The 17206-nt window shown below is 30.1% G+C and carries 13 protein-coding genes and 1 tRNA gene; 5 read left to right on the top strand and 9 right to left on the bottom strand.

The features are described 5' to 3' along the window. Positions 1-21: 21 nt before the first annotated feature. The 9 genes from BLV71_RS03265 to BLV71_RS03225 form a co-directional block, all read right to left on the bottom strand. Positions 22-1338, bottom strand: coding sequence for a methylmalonyl-CoA mutase subunit beta (locus BLV71_RS03265; protein WP_369813896.1), 1317 nt, complete (start codon positions 1336-1338; stop codon positions 22-24). Beyond that, positions 1338-1655: an FtsB family cell division protein gene (locus BLV71_RS03260; protein WP_093869148.1), complete on the bottom strand. Its 318-nt coding sequence runs from the start codon at positions 1653-1655 to the stop codon at positions 1338-1340. The genes BLV71_RS03265 and BLV71_RS03260 overlap by 1 nt, the downstream gene beginning before the upstream one ends. 2 nt (positions 1656-1657) lie before the next feature. After that, entirely contained in the window at positions 1658-2263 is a 606-nt protein-coding gene (gene udk / locus BLV71_RS03255; protein ID WP_093869229.1) for a uridine kinase, read from the bottom strand. Between the two features lie 103 nt (positions 2264-2366). Continuing rightward, a tRNA-Thr gene (locus BLV71_RS03250) sits at positions 2367-2440 on the bottom strand. Positions 2441-2543: 103 nt separating this feature from the next. Then, positions 2544-2876: a hypothetical protein gene (locus BLV71_RS03245; protein WP_093869147.1), complete on the bottom strand. Its 333-nt coding sequence runs from the start codon at positions 2874-2876 to the stop codon at positions 2544-2546. Between the two features lie 5 nt (positions 2877-2881). Continuing rightward, entirely contained in the window at positions 2882-3973 is a 1092-nt protein-coding gene (locus BLV71_RS03240) for an acyltransferase family protein (RefSeq protein WP_255405095.1), read from the bottom strand. A 13-nt stretch (positions 3974-3986) separates the two neighbouring features. Beyond that, positions 3987-5801 (bottom strand): sodium:solute symporter family protein, encoded by a 1815-nt coding sequence (locus tag BLV71_RS03235; protein WP_093869145.1) that lies wholly within the window; start codon positions 5799-5801, stop codon positions 3987-3989. Between the two features lie 127 nt (positions 5802-5928). Continuing rightward, positions 5929-6636 carry a LytR/AlgR family response regulator transcription factor gene (locus tag BLV71_RS03230; RefSeq protein WP_093869144.1) on the bottom strand — a complete coding sequence of 236 codons (708 nt, stop codon included), beginning with the start codon at positions 6634-6636 and terminating at the stop codon, positions 5929-5931. A 1-nt stretch (position 6637) separates the two neighbouring features. Continuing rightward, positions 6638-7696 (bottom strand): sensor histidine kinase, encoded by a 1059-nt coding sequence (locus BLV71_RS03225; protein WP_233487186.1) that lies wholly within the window; start codon positions 7694-7696, stop codon positions 6638-6640. A 197-nt stretch (positions 7697-7893) separates the two neighbouring features. On the opposite strand from BLV71_RS03225, the gene BLV71_RS03220 reads away from it, so the two are divergent. The 5 genes from BLV71_RS03220 (at position 7894) to BLV71_RS03200 (ending at position 17121) form a co-directional block, all read left to right on the top strand. Then, complete coding sequence (locus BLV71_RS03220; RefSeq protein WP_093869143.1) at positions 7894-10980, top strand: SusC/RagA family TonB-linked outer membrane protein; 3087 nt, start codon at positions 7894-7896, stop codon at positions 10978-10980. Positions 10981-10983: 3 nt separating this feature from the next. Further along, positions 10984-12576 (top strand): RagB/SusD family nutrient uptake outer membrane protein, encoded by a 1593-nt coding sequence (locus tag BLV71_RS03215; protein ID WP_093869142.1) that lies wholly within the window; start codon positions 10984-10986, stop codon positions 12574-12576. Positions 12577-12734: 158 nt separating this feature from the next. Continuing rightward, positions 12735-14651, top strand: coding sequence for a glucosamine-6-phosphate deaminase (gene nagB / locus BLV71_RS03210; protein WP_093869227.1), 1917 nt, complete (start codon positions 12735-12737; stop codon positions 14649-14651). Position 14652: 1 nt separating this feature from the next. After that, complete coding sequence (locus BLV71_RS03205) at positions 14653-15081, top strand: hypothetical protein (protein WP_093869141.1); 429 nt, start codon at positions 14653-14655, stop codon at positions 15079-15081. A gap of 9 nt (positions 15082-15090) precedes the next feature. After that, the gene (locus BLV71_RS03200) at positions 15091-17121 is read left to right on the top strand and encodes a beta-N-acetylhexosaminidase (RefSeq protein ID WP_093869140.1); all 2031 of its coding nucleotides are present in this window, start codon (positions 15091-15093) and stop codon (positions 17119-17121) included. The last annotated feature ends 85 nt before the right edge of the window (positions 17122-17206 follow it).

The following is a 17206-nucleotide window of genomic DNA, read 5'->3' as shown; positions in this document are numbered from 1 at the left end:
AAACGTTCTTGTTCTAGTTTTTCAGCTAGTCTTTTTTGGATTATAGGCTGTATTAGTGTTTTTTTTATTTCGCTTTTTTAAGAAAGGATCAATTTCAATATCGCTCTTCATTTTATCTTTTTCATTTTGAATTTTATTAGTGCCTAATAAAACTAATAAACCATTATCAAATTGTTCTTGCTCTTTTATTGCAGATTCGGCTATTTTGCGTTGAATAGTTCCTTCTTGTAATTGTTTTAGAAATCCGCCACCATTTTCTATTTGTTTAAAGATGTCTAATGCTTGTTGTGCTAATTGGTTTGTTAATGATTCTATGTAATAAGTTCCATTAGCAATATGTTGTGCGCTTTCTAATTCGCATTCTTCTTTTAGTACTAATAATTGATTTCTTGATATTCGTTCACCAAATTCATTTGGTTTGTGGAATAGTTTATCATAAGATAAATTAGTAATAGTGTCAGCTCCTCCTAGTATAGCGCTCATGCATTCTGAAGTAGTTCGAAGCATGTTTACGTTATAATCGTATAAAGTTTTATTTCGCAAGCTAGGTTGTGAAAAAATATGTGCTGTTGTTTCTTTTACATCGTATTCTTTTAGAAGAGAGTTCCATAGTATTCTGAAAGCTCTTGTTTTTGCGATTTCAAAAAAATAATTACTTCCAATAGAAAAATTAAAATGAATTTTATGAGCAGCTTCTTTATCAAAGTGATTAAGGTATTCGTTAGCATGTGCTAAAGTGTAAGCAAGCTGTTGAGTGATTGTTGCTCCTGAATTTTGATAGATAGAAGTATTTACGCAAATTGAATTTGTAGCGTTTTTTATAATAGACTCAATTTCTGTATGGTCTTCATTTTGACTTTTGTGCCAGTTTCCAGTGCTTGCTAAATTACCAATAATATCAATATTGAAATAGCAATTGTCAGAATTGATGAATTCTGATATGTCTGAAATTAGCTTTGAATTTAAGTGTTTAAATCTGAAATATAAAACAGTGTTTTGAAGGTCTATATTAATTAGAAGAGTTTTGTAATCTAAATGATTATTTACTATGAATTCAATACTGTTGGCTCCTCTTTTTAAGTAATCATTAGCTAAAGAGTTTGCTTTTTTTTCGTCTTCTACAGTGATTGATTGGCAAATATTGAACTCTTTTTTGGGAAGATGTATGTTTTGTTGAGTTCTATCTTCTTTAGTGTAAAAGGGTTTTACGGTGATTCCTTCATTAGTTTTCCATAATAAAGTATCGTTATAGTCAGCGCCTTTTAAGTCTACCTGTATCTTAGTTTTCCAAGCTTGAGACGTTACCTCTTGAAATTCGTTAAATAAATAATTATCCATTATTTTTTTATAGTATCAAATTCAATAATATATAAATCTTCGTTTTCTTTTTTCATAAGATATTTTTCACGTGCATAGCGCTCAAGTTCTAAAGAATCTTTCAGTTTTTCTATTGTTTCTTTGTCTATTGCAATTTTTTGTTTGTGATAGTCAATCCATGTTTCGAGCTCTTTAATCTCTTCATTAAACTCTCTATGGGTAAGGTACGAATTTTCATCTAAAAAAAGCATCCATATTATAAAGACAGTCAAAATAAGAATATAAATATTCGTTATAATTTTAAATGGAGATTTATTTTTTAGTGATTTTAAATTCATAGTTATAGGCGATCGTTTATTACAGTTCTAACAATATCTATAGCTACTTTATTGTGGCCACCACCAGGTATAATAATATCAGCGAAATTTTTAGTTGGTTCAATAAACTGCTGATGCATTGGTTTTAGTGTGTGTTGGTATCTACTTAAAACTTCATCAATGTCTCTACCACGTTCTTTAATATCTCTACGAACTCTTCTTATAAGTCTCTCGTCTGCATCTGCATGTACAAAAACTTTTATATCGCATAAATCACGTAATTCTTTACTGTTGAAAATTAATATACCTTCTACTATTATAACCTTTCTAGGGTGTGTTTTGATAGAGTCTTTCGTTCTATTGTGTGCAACAAATGAATATATTGGTTGTTCAATAATTTGCTTATTTTTTAGTTGTTTTAGGTGTTCAACTAATAAGTCAAAGTCAATAGCTCTAGGATGGTCAAAGTTTATTTTTGTTCTTTCTTCGTAAGTAAGATTATCAGTTTTACAGTAATATGAGTCTTGAGAAATTACACAAACCTCATCCGCAGGAAGTTCATTAATTATTTGATTTACTACGGTTGTTTTTCCACTTCCAGTTCCACCAGCAATACCAATAACAAAAATGTTTTTCATTAGAAATTCTTAAGTAGTTTTATAGTTAGCAAATTTAGAAAAAATAGTGCATAAAAAAAGTGCTAACAAATTTGTTAGCACTTTTTATTTTTTGAGCCGATGGAGGGACTCGAACCCACGACCTGCTGATTACAAATCAGCTGCTCTAGCCAGCTGAGCTACATCGGCTTTTGCTTTAAAGCGTGGCAAATATATAATGATTTTCGAAACTACAAAAACTTTTTTTTACTTTTTTTAAATGTATTTTTTTAATCGTTTGAGAGTCTTTTTTTTAAGTGATTTTTGGTAAGGAGAAAAGATACAGTTTAAGAACTTTTTGCATCATGTTTTTACATTTTTTACTATTCTTGTTTTTAACAATGATACTTATTTTTGTGTTGTTCTTTATTTCTATTGTTATTATTCCGTTAGGAAAATATATATTTAAACTGTTATGATTTTCTTCTTTAAAGAACAAATCAAACTCACCAACTATCCAGTTTTTAAATTTCTCATATAAAGAAAAAGAAATATTATCTGAAAATGACGTACTATAATAAGATTTCGAATAAATTAATTTCGAAAAATATTTATTCTCTTGAATTGATTGATTAGTTGATAGCATGATTGTTATACTTTAAAAAAAATATTCTTTTTAAAAAGAATGTAACTTAGTAAAAGATAAAAAGAAACAACGCTAAGAGCATATAGCAAAGAGGCTAACTCAGTAATTTGAATATGATGGTTGAAAAAAATATTAAATAACCAAGAATGTATACTTTCATTATCATTTACTTTAATTAAATAAAATGTTTTGGCTATTACCATTGATAAAAAATAAATAGTTATGGCATTTTTACTAACATATATAAGCTTTTTACTTAGTGTAATGTTTTTTATATCATTAATATAATAAGTAATAGAAAGGGCAAATGAAGCCCAGCCTGCCGTAACTAAAACAAAGCTACCTGTCCAAATAGTTTTATTTATAGGGTACCAAATACTCCAAGTGTAGCCTAGAGTAAAAAGAATTATAGCATAAAAAAGTAATTGGTGTTCTTTTTTATAGTTGTTTTTGAAAGTAAGTATTTTACCAGCAACGATACCTAGCAAGCAAGTTACAATTGACGGAATGGTGCTAAGTAGGCCTTCTGGATCAAAAGTACTTCTCCACATATGTTTTCCTAGAATTTTATAATCAGTATAATTTGACCAATTGTTTAAATTGTTATCAAAAGAAGGGAGTTCTCCATTAGGTAAATGTATAAAACCTGTAAATAAAAAATACCCTATTAATACAAAGATGATTACTGAGATAATACTTTTTATAGTTAGGTTTAGAAATAATATTGAAGAAACAAAAAAAACAATTCCTATTCTTTGCAGTACACCAGGTATTCTTATAGTTTGTAGTTCCTCAAAAAAAGGAAAATTTGGAGTAAAAATATTTATAAATAAACCTAATCCAACTAATTTTAAACTTCTAACAATTATTTTTTTATAAGTAGCTTTGTTAGCGTTCTTATTTTTATAAGCTAGTGCTATTGATATTCCTACGATAAATAAAAAAAAGGGAAAGATTAAATCAGTTGGAGTTAATCCATGCCATTTAGCATGAAGTAATGGAGGGTAAACAAAGCTCCAAGTACCTGGGTTGTTAACTAGAATCATTGCAATTATAGTTAGCCCTCTAAGTGTATCAACTGATTGTAATCGTTTCACAGAGAATATATTGTTATAAAATAGTTGTGCTTATTTTTTTCCATACTCTTATAAGTAAATAGGCAAATACAATAGCGATTGTTGTAATAATAAGTGCTAAGGTATATTTACCATAAATCCAGTAACCAGTAGCGAACATACAGCTGTAAATAAATACAGTGCCTAAAAGCATGGCTAATATTCCGTTAGGAACGCTCCATTTTTCATTTGAATTAATAAGGTTGATGTTTTCGTTTTGAGCTTTGTTTGTAATATGTTTCCAACCTTTTCCCCCAGGTTGTATTTTTTTATAAAAATTATATAAAACTTTATCTTTTTCAGGAGAGGTTAAAAAGGTTGTTATTACCCATACTAAAGTTGTTATAAGTACAATAAACGGGAATTTAAACCAGCTAGGAAACACCCCTGTTTCTGAATTAAAAAGAACCTCGCCAAATGAAGTGAAATTTAATAGTATTGAAATTATACCAGAAGAAAACATTGCAGCAATTTCACTCCAGGCATTAATACGCCACCAAAACCAACGTAAAATAAATATTAGCCCTGTACCAGCTCCAAACATTAAAATAACTTCGAATAACTGTAGGGCATTTGTTAATAATAATGCGAATAAAGCACTAAATAACATTAAAACAACTGTTGAAACTCGACCTACTAGAACTAGCTTTTTTTCCGAAGCATTTGGGTTAATTTGTTGTTTGTAAAAATCATTTACTATATAAGACGCTCCCCAGTTTAAATGAGTTGAAATAGTACTCATATATGCTGCTATCAGAGAAGCTAAAACAATACCTAATAAACCACTAGGTAGTTTTGTTAACATGGCAGAGTATGCTAAATCATGCCCTAGCTTATTGTCGGCTACATTTGGAAAAGCCTCTTTTATACTAGCTAAATCAGGGTATAAAACTAAAGAAGCTAAAGCAACTAAGATCCATGGCCATGGGCGTAAAGCGTAATGCATAATATTAAAAAAGAATGTAGCACCTATAGCATGATTTTCGTTTTTTGCGGCAAGCATTCGTTGAGCAATATAACCACCACCACCAGGTTCAGCACCTGGGTACCAGGCACTCCACCATTGAACAGCAAAAGGTATTACTAATAAGGTAATAACAGCTTCAGTATTACTAAAGTCAGGTAGTATTGATAGTTTATTTATAACGTTTTCATGTGTAACTAAGTTTTTTAAACCTCCAATTTCTGGTAAGCTAACTAAATACCAAGCAGCACCAATTGCACCAATCATTGCAACAAAGAACAATAAGAAATCTGTATAAACGACACCTTTGAATCCTCCTATAGCACTGAAAATAACTGTAATTACTCCTGCGTATACAATGGTTTGCCAAGGTTCTAAGCCAAGCATTATTTGACCAATTTTTATAGCGGCAAGTGTTACTGCAGCCATAGCCATTATATTGAATATGACACCAAGATATACGGCACGTAGCTTTCTAAGAAATTTTGCAGGTTTTCCACCATAACGCAGTTCATAAAATTCAATGTCTGTATTTACATTTGATTTTCGCCAAAGTTTAGCGTAAACAAATACTGTTAGTAAACCTGTTATTAGAAAAGCCCACCAAACCCAATTTCCAGAGACTCCGTTTTTTCTAACTATATCTGTAACTAAGTTAGGTGTATCAGTTGAAAATGTTGTTGCTACCATTGATAATCCTAATAACCACCAAGGCATGTTTCTTCCAGATAAAAAAAACTCTTCTGAATTTTTACCAGATTTTTTAGATACATATATACCTATTGCCAATACAATAGTGAAAAATAATATGATTATAGTGTAATCAAGAGAGCTTAAGTTAATCATTAATTAGTTTTTAAAAGTTGAAATCTAATGAAATTGAAAGGTTTATGGTAAATTAATTCTACCAACAACTATGTTTTTTTTGATAAACAAAATAAAAACAAAGACAAAAAGCCTTTATTTTCATTAATTAATTATTGTTTAAAATAATTTGTTTTGTATTGTTTATGTATTTTCTACCTATAGGTATTCTTTTATTGTTTATATCTACTGAATTTCCTTCAACAGAATTTACTTTATCAATAGCAATTGTATATGATCTATGAATACGTAAAAAGTTATTGCTTGGTAGTTCTTCTGTTATACTTGTTAATGATTTATGTACGATGTAGTTTCCATCAGTAGTACAAACTTTTATGTAGTCTTTTAAACTTTCTATGTACAAGAGGTTGTCATATTTTACCTTAACTAGTTTTTTGTCTACCTTTAAAAAAATATAAGAATCTTCATTTGTATGAATATTTTTCACATTTTGATTTAAATGTAGTTGTTGAGTAAGTTTATTAATCGATTTTAAAAATCGTGGAAAAGGTATAGGTTTTACTAAGTAATCAAGAACATCTAGATCGTAACTTTCTGCAGCAAATTCTCGATAAGCAGTTGTAATGATTACATGTGGTTTTACAGGGATATTTTTTAAGAATTCTAACCCGTTCATTTTTGGCATATTAATATCTAAAAACAAAACATCTATAGGGTCTTTCTCAAGAGTGTTTATTGCTTCTAAAGGGTTATTAAATGTATCTACAATATTTATGTTTTGAAATTCTTGTAGGTGGTTTTTTATAACATTAATAGCTAAAGGTTCGTCATCTATAATAACACAATTAATTTTCACTTTATTGTTTTTTGGTTAGAGGAATCTCTAAATTAACAGAATATAAATTATTTTCTTGTGAAATATCAAGTTTATAATTTTTTTTGAATATTAAATCAAGCCTTCTTTTCGTATTTGTATTTCCGATCCCTCTTTTTTTCTTTTGATTTAAAGAAGGCTCGAAACTATTTTTAAGACTAAAAATTAAATTGTTTTCTTGAGTGATTTCGAAACTAATATAGATATAAAAATCATTATTATTTTTATTTCCATGTTTAAAACAGTTTTCTATGTATGATAAAAAAATTAAAGGAGGCACTTTTGCGTTGGCTATATTTCCTTTTATGTTTAAATCTACTGTTGAATTTTTATTGCAACGAAGTAATTCTAAATCTAAATAGTTTTGGATGTATTCAATTTCTTTTAAAAGCTTTACCTTGGGTTCTTTTACATCATAAATAACGTATTGCATTATATCAGATAGTTTTAATACGACTGTTGATGCTAAATCTGATTTTTCCAAAGTTAAAGCATACAGGTTGTTTAATGTGTTAAAGAAAAAATGTGGCTGTATTTGGGTTTTTAAAAAGTTTAATTCACTTTTTAAATGCTCTTTTTTTAAATTTTCTATTCTATTGCGTTGGTTTACCCAGTCTACTGTTAGTTTTATAGCTGTAGCTAAAGCTAAAACATATAGTTCTCCCAGTGTAACAGCTATAATATGATTAAAGGTAAAGGCCTCTTGGTATCCTTCAGATTCTGGCCATATGTTTTTAGTGACTAGGAAATAATTAAGAGCTGTTCTAGCAGTGTATAAAAAACTTAGTGATATAAATAATGATGTAATATATCTTTTATACTTTTTTTGTATTAGGTATTTTGGAATAAAAAAATACAAATTAGCATAAACAATAAATATATGTAGAGGGAATTCTATTAAGTTAGATTTTAATGAGTACCAATAATCATCAAAATAGCTTCCCCATCTAATAACGTTAAAAAGAAAATAGCCAGCCCAAAAAAGGATATGGTACTTTCTTTTTATGGTTCTATTTGAGTATTTATTTTTTCTAAAATTCAAAATTAAAGTAAATTGAGTGTGTAATTTATACCATTTTTTTGGGTGTACCAAACAAGACTTAACATCTAAAATAGACTGATTTATGATAATCTATAAAATAGAGTCATTCATTGCCTATTTGATGTTGTTTGTATATAATATTTTTTTAACATTTTCAGAAGTACATAACTTTAAGCAAACAATTAATTAACTTATTCATGAAAAAAAATAAAATTTTACTACTATTTTGTTTTTCTTTTTTAGTAACACAACTGGCTTTAGGTCAAGAAAAAACAATAAAAGGGGTAGTGACTTCGAAGTCAGAGGGGGGACCTCTTCCGGGGGTAGGAGTAATTATTAAAGGAACTACTAAAGGGGTTGAAACCGACTTTGATGGGAAATATCAAATTAAAGCCTCAGTAGGAGATGTTTTGCTTTTTACTTATTTAGGTATGAAAGCACAATCAAAAGCTGTAACCAATCAGTCAGTAACTATTAATATAGCATTAGAAGATGATAATGTTTTAAATGAAGTAGTTGTAACTGCCTTAGGAATTAAAAAAGAAAAAAAGGCACTTACTTATTCAGCTCAGGAAGTAAATGGAGATGAATTAACAAAGGTAAAACAAACAAATCCTATTAACAGTTTATCAGGTAAATCAGCAGGGGTAACTATCACAAGAAGTTCGTCTGGTGTAGGAGGAACTGCAAAAGTTGTATTAAGAGGTAACTCTTCTACTACTAATAATGATCCTTTATATGTTATTGATGGAGTACCAATGTTAAATAGTGGAAATGGATCTAATGGTTCAGAACCAGGAACTGATATTTTTGGTAGTCAAACAGGGAACAGAGATGGAGGAGACGCTATGTCTTTAATTAATCCTGATGATGTTGAATCTATAACAGTATTAAAAGGAGCGTCAGCTTCTGCTTTATATGGAAGTCAAGGTGCAAATGGTGTAATTCTTGTAACAACAAAAAAAGGAAAAGAAGGTAGATTGTCTGTAAATGTTTCATCTAGTTTTACAGTTGACAATGTAATGTCTTTACCAAAATTGCAATCTGAATATCAATCAGCTTCAGTGGGAAGTCCAATAGCTGAAAATGGTAGAGTAACTGACCCTAAATCATGGGGTGCAAAAGCTCAAGGATTAAGTAACGATGCTAAAAGTTTTTTTAATACAGGTTATACAGCAATAAACTCTGTAGCTTTAACATCAGGAAATGCTAAAGTACAAACCTATTTTTCATATGCTAATACATTAGCTGAAGGTGTTGTTCCAGGAAATAGACTAGTTAGAAATAATGTAACATTACGAGAAACGGCTAAATTTTTAAAAGATAAAATAAATATTTCTGCAAGTGTTAATTTATCTGATCAAAGAATATGGAATAGACCTACAAATGGTTTGTACTCGAATGCGTTAACAGGTGTGTACTTACATCCAGTAGGAATTGATAGAGATATTTATAAAAATAAATTTGAATATTTTAATCAAACAACTAATATGATGGATCAGTATGCTTCTTCTTTTGATGAAAACATTCAGCAAAATCCATATTGGTTAATAAACAGAAACCCGAGTCAAGATATTGTACAAAGAGTATTAGCAAATGTATCTGCTAAATATCAAGTAACAGATAACTTCTCATTACAGTCGAGAGTAAGTTATGATAAGTCATTTTTTACATTTGATAAAAAGCAATATGCAGGAACAGATCCTGTAAATTCTGGAGATAATGGAAGGTATGTTTTAGAGAAAACTGAAAACACACAACAATACATTGATTTAATAGCTAATTATTCTAAAGACTTTTCAGAAGATTTAACTTTTACAGGTTTATTAGGAACTAGTTTAACAAAATATTCTATTGGAGATCAAATTTTATTAGATTCTGGTAGAGATGGTAAAGGATTAAACTTTCCAAATGTTTTTACTATTGCTAATTTTGAAACAACTAATAATATAAGGCAATCAGTTGGAAATAGAGAAGTGCAATCTGTATTTGGATCAGCAAATTTTGGGTATAAAAAAATGTTATTCTTAGATGTAACAGGAAGAACAGATTGGTCATCTACCTTAGTAAATACAAATTCAACTTCATTTTTCTATCCATCTATTGGTTTAACGGGGGTTCTTTCAGAAATGTTTGAAATGCCTGAGTCAATTAATTTTGGAAAGCTTAGAGTTTCTTATGCTGAGGTGGGTAAAGATATACCTGTATATGCTACATTACCATTAAATAAAATAAATCAAACGAATACAGGTATTAGTACGGCGCCTTTTGCTCCAATTGAAGGAGAAACATTAGAGCCAGAAAGACAAAAGGCATTTGAAATTGGAACTGAGTGGAGATTTTTAAACAACCGTTTAGGTTTTGAGTTAACGTACTATAGTACAAAAACATTGAATCAAATATTTTTTATTCAAGCTGAGCCTAATCCAAATGGATACTCTCAAAACATTGTAAATGCTGGAGAGATTTCTAATAAAGGTATAGAGTTAGTTTTAAATGGAAAGCCAATAAGAAATGAAAACTTTACTTGGAATACAGTATTAAATTTTGCACAAAATAAAAACAAAGTCGTTTCAGTTCATCCTTCATTACAAGATGGAGAGGCTATTGTTACTGCTAGAGGTGTAAATGGTTATGAGTTTTCATTAATAGAAGGAGAAGATTTTGGTAGTATAAAAGCAAGATCATTAGTGAGAAATCAAAATGGTGTGCCAGTAATTAATACTTCTGGAGCTTTAAAATCAACGGAATTTAAAACAGTAGCTCATGCTCAACCTGATTTTACTTTAGGATGGAGTAATAGTTTTGATTACAAGAATTTTACTTTTAGTTTTTTAATTGATGGTAAATTCGGAGGAGATGTAGTAAGTGTTACAGAGGCTGTAAACGATAAATATGGTGTTTCTCAAGCAACAGCAGACGCTAGAAATACTAATGGCGGAATGATTAATGTAGTAAATGAAGCAGGTGTTGCATCTCAAATAACGGCTCAAGATTACTATAATGCTATTGGAGGTAGAGATGGAATGTTAGGTGAATATGTATACGATGCAACTAATGTTAGTTTAAGAGAATTATCTATAGGGTATAAGTTACCTGTAAAAGGAGAGTTCTTTAAAAGCGTAAGATTGTCTTTAATAGCAAATAATTTATTCTTTTTCTATAAAGAAGCTCCATTTGATCCAAACATATCTGCAAGTACAGGTTTAGGTTTACAAGGTGTTGATATATTCAATCAACCATCAACAAGAAGTATAGGGTTTAATGTTAATATAAACTTTTAAGAAATGAAACGAACTTTTAAATATATACAACTATTAATAATTTTAGTAATTGTTAATGCGTGTACAGAAGATTTTGCTAAGATAAATACCGATCCACATGGTATCTCACAAGAAAGCTTAACACAGCAAAATAACCATATTGGATCTAGGTTTTCACCAATGTTTTCTAATATAATTCGTGTAGAGCCTGCATGGAACTACCAGTTACAACAGAACTTAAATGCTGATGTTTTTTCAGGATATATGACAGCTCCAACACCATTTGCAGGAAATATAAATAATCAAACATACGCTTTAGTTAATGGGTGGAATGGTTTTATATGGAACGATGCATATGATGCAAATAACGGAAATGGAGTAATGCCATATGCAAGAGAGATAAAAGAGCAAGTAGAATTATCAAATTCACAAGGAGGAGAGAAATTTGTTTTCTTAGCCAATGTTATAAAAGTAATGGCAATGCATAGAGTATCAGATGTTTTTGGACCTATTCGTTATTCAAAATTTAATGATTACGGTACTACAGGTGAATACGATTCTCAAGAAGATGCCTATAAAGCGTTTTTTAAAGATTTAGATGATGCTATTACAGGATTAAAAAAATATGAAGGTGACATGCAATTTGTTCCGTTTGACGAGTCAAACTTAGCAGGAGATGTTGCTTCATGGAGAGCATTTGCTAATTCTATACGATTACGATTAGCTATTAGAGTATCTAAAGTAAATCAGGCTATGGCTAAAATTGAAGGAGAAAAAGCATTAGCTAGTGATGCAGGATTTATAGCAAACACAATGACAGTAAACATGGGTGGTTTTTCACATCCATTAGCAACTATTAGTGGAACTTGGGGAGATATTTGTATGAGTGCAGAAATGGAAGTGATTTTAAAAGGATTCAATGATGGAAGAATTTCTAAATATTTTAATGCACCAGCAAATGCAGCATTAGGAAATTATAAAGGAATTCGTCAAGGAATTGATATTAATGCGAAATCTCAATATGGTAGCCATTCTTTATTAGGAGAAGTTGTGATGACAGCTACTCAAAAAGTATGGATGACAACTGCTGAAATTCATTTTTTGAAAGCTGAAGCAGCGTTAAGAGGCTGGGCTGGAGCAGGAAATGCTAAAGTAAATTATGAAGAAGGTGTAAAGGCTTCTTTTACACAGCATGGTGTTGCAGGGGCTAGTACTTATTTAGCAGATGCAACGAGTACTCCAAACGATTTTGTTGATGCAATTAATGCAACTAATAATGTAGCATATTCAACAGATGTAAAAATAGCTTACAATCAGGCAGGAACAAATGAAGAGCAATTAGAGCAAATAATTACTCAAAAATGGATTGCAATGTTTCCTGATGGTCAAGAAGCATGGAGTGAATTTAGAAGAACAGGATATCCTAAAGTTTTTCCTGTTGTAGTTAATAACAGTGGAGGAGAAATAGATACCAATATTCAAATACGCCGTATCAATTTTGTGGATAGTGAGAAGAACACCAATTCAGCAAATGTTCAAAAGGCAGTTAGCTTCTTAAAAGGTTTAGATAATGGAGGAACCAGACTTTGGTGGGATACCGGAAGCAGTAATTTTTAACCAGTAAACTTTGTTATAAATAATCGGGGATGTAAGTATGCATTCTCGATTGTTTTTAGTAGCAGTTTTATGGCTATTTGTCGAAAAAAATCGCAAAGAGAGAACTGGTATTCTACATTTACAAAGTAATTTATTTTAAGATTAAGGTAAGCATGGTTATGTCAAATAATAAAGAAATGAAATATCATCTAGCAGGACAGTTTGAAGAAACACGTTTTGAAAAGAGTCATAACGTAATATTTGAAAACTCATTAGAAGCATCAAAATTAGTTGCTTCAGAAATAGCTCAGCTTATAAAGCAAAAAGCTAGTGTAAACCAAAAGTGTGTTTTAGGTTTAGCTACGGGTTCATCACCGATTAAAGTGTATGAAGAGTTAGTAAGAATGCATAAAGAAGAAGGGTTAAGTTTTTCTAATGTAATTACTTTTAATTTAGATGAATATTGGCCAATGCAACCAGATGATATTCAAAGTTATCATCATTTTATGCATGAGCATTTATTTAATCATATTGATATAGTTCCAGAAAGTGTTCATATACCTGATGGAACAATTCAACCAGAAGAGGTGTATCAATATTGCGTAGATTATGAATTAAAAATAAAAGAAGCTGGAGGATTAGATTTTCAATTACTTGGAATTGGGAGAACTGGTCATATTGGTTTTAATGAACCAGGGTCTCATTATAATTCTAGTACAAGAAGTATAACTTTAGATCATATAACAAGAGAAGATGCTGCGTCAGATTTTTTAGGAATAGAGAATGTTCCTAAAAGAGCCATAACAATGGGAATTAACACCATAAAAAAAGCAAAAAGGGTTATATTACTTGCTTGGGGTGTTAATAAAGCTGAAGTAATTCAACAAACGATTGAAGGGAAAATAACTTCACAAGTTCCAGCAACATATCTTCAAGAGCATACTAATGCAACTTTTGTATTAGATAAAGAGGCTTCTTCTGAATTAACAAGAATAAAATCACCTTGGTTAGTTTCATCATGTGTTTGGACAGAAGAGCTGAAAAAGAAAGCAATTTTCTGGCTAAGTGATAAAGTAGGTAAACCAATTCTTAAGTTAACAGATAAAGATTATAACGAGTATGGAATGTCTAGTTTGTTGGTAGAAGAAGGGAGTTCTTATGAATTGAATATAAAAATATTTAATGCATTGCAAAGAACAATAACTGGATGGCCAGGAGGAAAGCCAGGTGCAGATGATTCAAGACGTCCAGAAAGAAGTACACCAGAGAAAAAGCGAGTAATTATATTTAGTCCTCACCCTGATGATGATGTAATATCAATGGGAGGAACTTTTGATAGGTTAGTTGAACAAGGACATGAAGTTCATGTAGCGTATCAAACATCAGGGAATATTGCAGTTTCAGATGATGATGCGTTAAAATTTGCTGAGGTGTTTAAATTGTTTGATCCAAATTCTAATAATACCGAAAATATTATTTCTTCTATTTTAAATAAAGAGGCAAACGAAATAGATACACTTGAGGTTAGGAAGTTAAAAGGAGGGATTAGAAGAGCAGAATCATTGGCTGCAACTAGATATTTAGGTGTTCCTGATGATAATATTCATTTTTTGAATCTTCCGTTTTATGAAACAGGAAAGGTTAAGAAAAACAATTTATCAAAAGAAGATATTGATATCATGTGTGCTTTGATTGAAGAGATTAAACCACATCAAATTTATGCAGCTGGAGATTTAGCAGATCCTCATGGAACTCATAAAGTATGTTTAAATTCACTTTTTGAAGCATTAGAGGTTCTTAAAAATCAAAAATACATGAATGACTGTTGGGTTTGGTTGTATAGAGGAGCTTGGTTTGAATGGCAACCTCATGAAATAGAAATGGCTATTCCAATGAGTCCTGATCAGGTAGTGAAAAAAAGACATGCAATATTCTATCACCAGTCTCAAAAAGATAAAGTAATGTTTCAAGGAAACGATGCGAGAGAGTTTTGGGTTAGGGCAGAAGATAGAAACAAGTTAACTGCTGAAAAGTATCGTAACTTGGGTATGGCAGATTATGCAGCTATTGAGGCGTTTAAACGCTATTTCTTTTAATATGAAATATAGTGTATTAATCTTTTTATTACTATTACTGGGGTGTGGCATTGAAGAAGAGTCTAAAATAGAAGGAACTTGGCAACTAGTTTCAGCAAAAACTATAACAAAAGATTCTACCTTTTCTACAGTATCGCCCAATCAGGAGATGATTAAAATTATTAATAAAACTCACTTTTCTTTTTTAAGACACGATTTAAATAAAGGTAAAGATTCTTCAGCTGTATATGTAGCAGGAGGAGGAAGATATGTCTATAAAAAAGGTGTCTATAAAGAATATCTTGATTATTTGAATTATAGAGAATGGGAAGGGAAAGTTTTTGAATTCAATGCTAAAATAAATAATGATACTCTTATAATAACAGGGGTAGAGAAGATTGAAGAGCTAGGAGTGGATAACAAAATTATAGAAGTTTATAAAAAACTTTAAAAATATTATATGATAAAAAGAATAATAAATAACCTATTAACAATTTTATTATTTAGTGTTATAATGGTTAATGGTCAAAATAAATTATCAGAAACGTATAATTTAATGCCTTGGCCAAAGGAAATAAAAGAAAATAATAATAAGGTATATATTAATGAAGACTTTACTGTTTCTATTAATAATAAAGATGGAAGAGTTCATGGGGCGGCTATAAAATTTATAAGAAGGCTGACTAATAGAACTGGTGTTTTTGTAAAAGAAGGCTTTCCTTTTTTGAATAAAAAAAATGCAACTATTAAAATTACCTTTAATAAAGTTGCTGATATTCAGTTAAATGTTGATGAATCATATGAGGTTTTAGTAACAGGGAAACAGGTTGAGATTTTAGCTAAAACTGATGTAGGAGCTATAAGAGGATTAGAAACAGTATTACAATTAATAAGATATAATGAAAACTCTTTTTATGTTGGAGGAGTTACCATTAAAGATTCTCCACGTTTTATATGGAGAGGGTTAATGATTGACGTTGCAAGGCATTATCAACCATTAAGTGTTTTAAAAAGAAATTTAGATGCTATGGCGTCTATGAAAATGAATGTTTTTCATTGGCATTTATCAGATGATCAAGGGTTTAGGGTAGAGTCAAAAGTGTTTCCTAAATTACACGAGCTAGGTTCTGATGGTCAGTATTATACGCATGAAAATATTAAAGATATTGTTTCTTATGCTAATAAATTAGGTATAAGAGTGGTTCCTGAAATTGATGTTCCTGGACATGCTACAGCAATATTAACAGCATATCCTGAATTAGGAAGTAAAAAAGGATATGATTATAAAATTGAAAGATTTTCTGGAGTTTTTCATCCCACATTAAACCCCATTAATCCAGAAGTATATGTTTTTTTAGACAAATTGTTTGCTGAATTAACGCCATTGTTTCCTGATAATTACTTCCATATAGGAGGTGATGAAAATGAAGGGAAGCATTGGGATGAAAATCATGAGGTACAAAAATTTAAGAAGAAAGAAGGTTTAAATAGTAATCATGATTTACAAACATTTTTTAATATCAAATTACAAGAGATATTAAAAAAATACAACAAGAAATTAATGGGGTGGGATGAAATAATGACTAAAGACATGCCTAAAACTGCTATTATTCATTCGTGGAGAGGTGTAAATGAAGGCTTTAAAAATGGAACATTAACTGAGGCTGTAAAAAATGGATACCAAGCAGTGCTATCTAATGATTACTATATTGATAGAATGCAATCGGTTGAGCATCATTATTTATTTGATCCTGCAGGAAATGGAAAGCTTACGAAAGAAGAAGAAAAAAGAGTTTTAGGAGGTGAAGTAACTATGTGGAGTGAACTTGTTACTCCGTTAACTATAGATTCTAGAATATGGCCAAGAACGGCAGCAATTGCAGAAAGATTTTGGTCGGTTAAAGAAGTGAAAAATCTTGAAAACATGAGAAAAAGACTGCGTCCAATTAGTCTTCAGTTAGAAGAGTTAGGAATTAGTCATTTTAAAAACAGAGATGTCATTTTAAGAAACATAACTAAGAGTAATCATATAAGTTCTTTAAAAGTTTTAACAGGTGTTTATGAACCTGTAGAGATCTATACAAGAAATAAAGGAGGAACAGAGTATAAATCATTTTCACCATTTACGCTTTTTGCTGATGCTTGTTTTGCTGATGCAATTGATGGGTATAACTTTAAAAAAACAATGAACTCTTATTTAAAAAGAACTAGCGTAAGTAAAAAGAAAGAGTTGATAAATTATTTTAATAAATGGATTAAAGGGTATAACGACTTTTTAAAATTACAGTCAAACCCTAACATAGGTTTAATAAAAAATCATTATAAGAAACTTAAGGAGTTATCACTTGTTTGCGTTGAGGTTCTTAATGGTAAGAAGATTACAAAAAAGGTAAAAAAGGAGGTAAATGAATGTGTAAAAGTTCTAAAAGAACCATTAGTAGATACTGAATTAATTATTTTACCTGTAATAGAAAAGTTCTTGAATGAATAGACAGTAAGGATTTATGACGTAAAGTTATGACAAATAAATATTTTCAATAGGTTTATAAGTAAAGTATCTATAAAATTAATATAAC

The sequence above is a fragment of the Tenacibaculum sp. MAR_2010_89 genome (assembly GCF_900105985.1).
Taxonomy (GTDB): Bacteria; Bacteroidota; Bacteroidia; order Flavobacteriales; family Flavobacteriaceae; genus Polaribacter; species Polaribacter halocynthiae.
This window is presented reverse-complemented; position numbering and strand designations above follow the sequence as displayed.

Excerpts from the sequence above, each read along its gene's own strand:
- BLV71_RS03220 (WP_093869143.1), top strand. The coding sequence starts at position 7,894 with ATGAAAAAAAATAAAATTTTACTACTATTTTGTTTTTCTTTTTTAGTA.
- BLV71_RS03200 (WP_093869140.1), top strand. The coding sequence starts at position 15,091 with ATGATAAAAAGAATAATAAATAACCTATTAACAATTTTATTATTTAGT.
- BLV71_RS03245 (WP_093869147.1), bottom strand. The coding sequence starts at position 2,876 with ATGCTATCAACTAATCAATCAATTCAAGAGAATAAATATTTTTCGAAA.
- nagB (WP_093869227.1), top strand. The coding sequence starts at position 12,735 with ATGTCAAATAATAAAGAAATGAAATATCATCTAGCAGGACAGTTTGAA.
- BLV71_RS03235 (WP_093869145.1), bottom strand. The coding sequence starts at position 5,801 with ATGATTAACTTAAGCTCTCTTGATTACACTATAATCATATTATTTTTC.
- BLV71_RS03205 (WP_093869141.1), top strand. The coding sequence starts at position 14,653 with ATGAAATATAGTGTATTAATCTTTTTATTACTATTACTGGGGTGTGGC.
- BLV71_RS03265 (WP_369813896.1), bottom strand. The coding sequence starts at position 1,338 with ATGGATAATTATTTATTTAACGAATTTCAAGAGGTAACGTCTCAAGCT.
- BLV71_RS03260 (WP_093869148.1), bottom strand. The coding sequence starts at position 1,655 with ATGAATTTAAAATCACTAAAAAATAAATCTCCATTTAAAATTATAACG.
- BLV71_RS03215 (WP_093869142.1), top strand. The coding sequence starts at position 10,984 with ATGAAACGAACTTTTAAATATATACAACTATTAATAATTTTAGTAATT.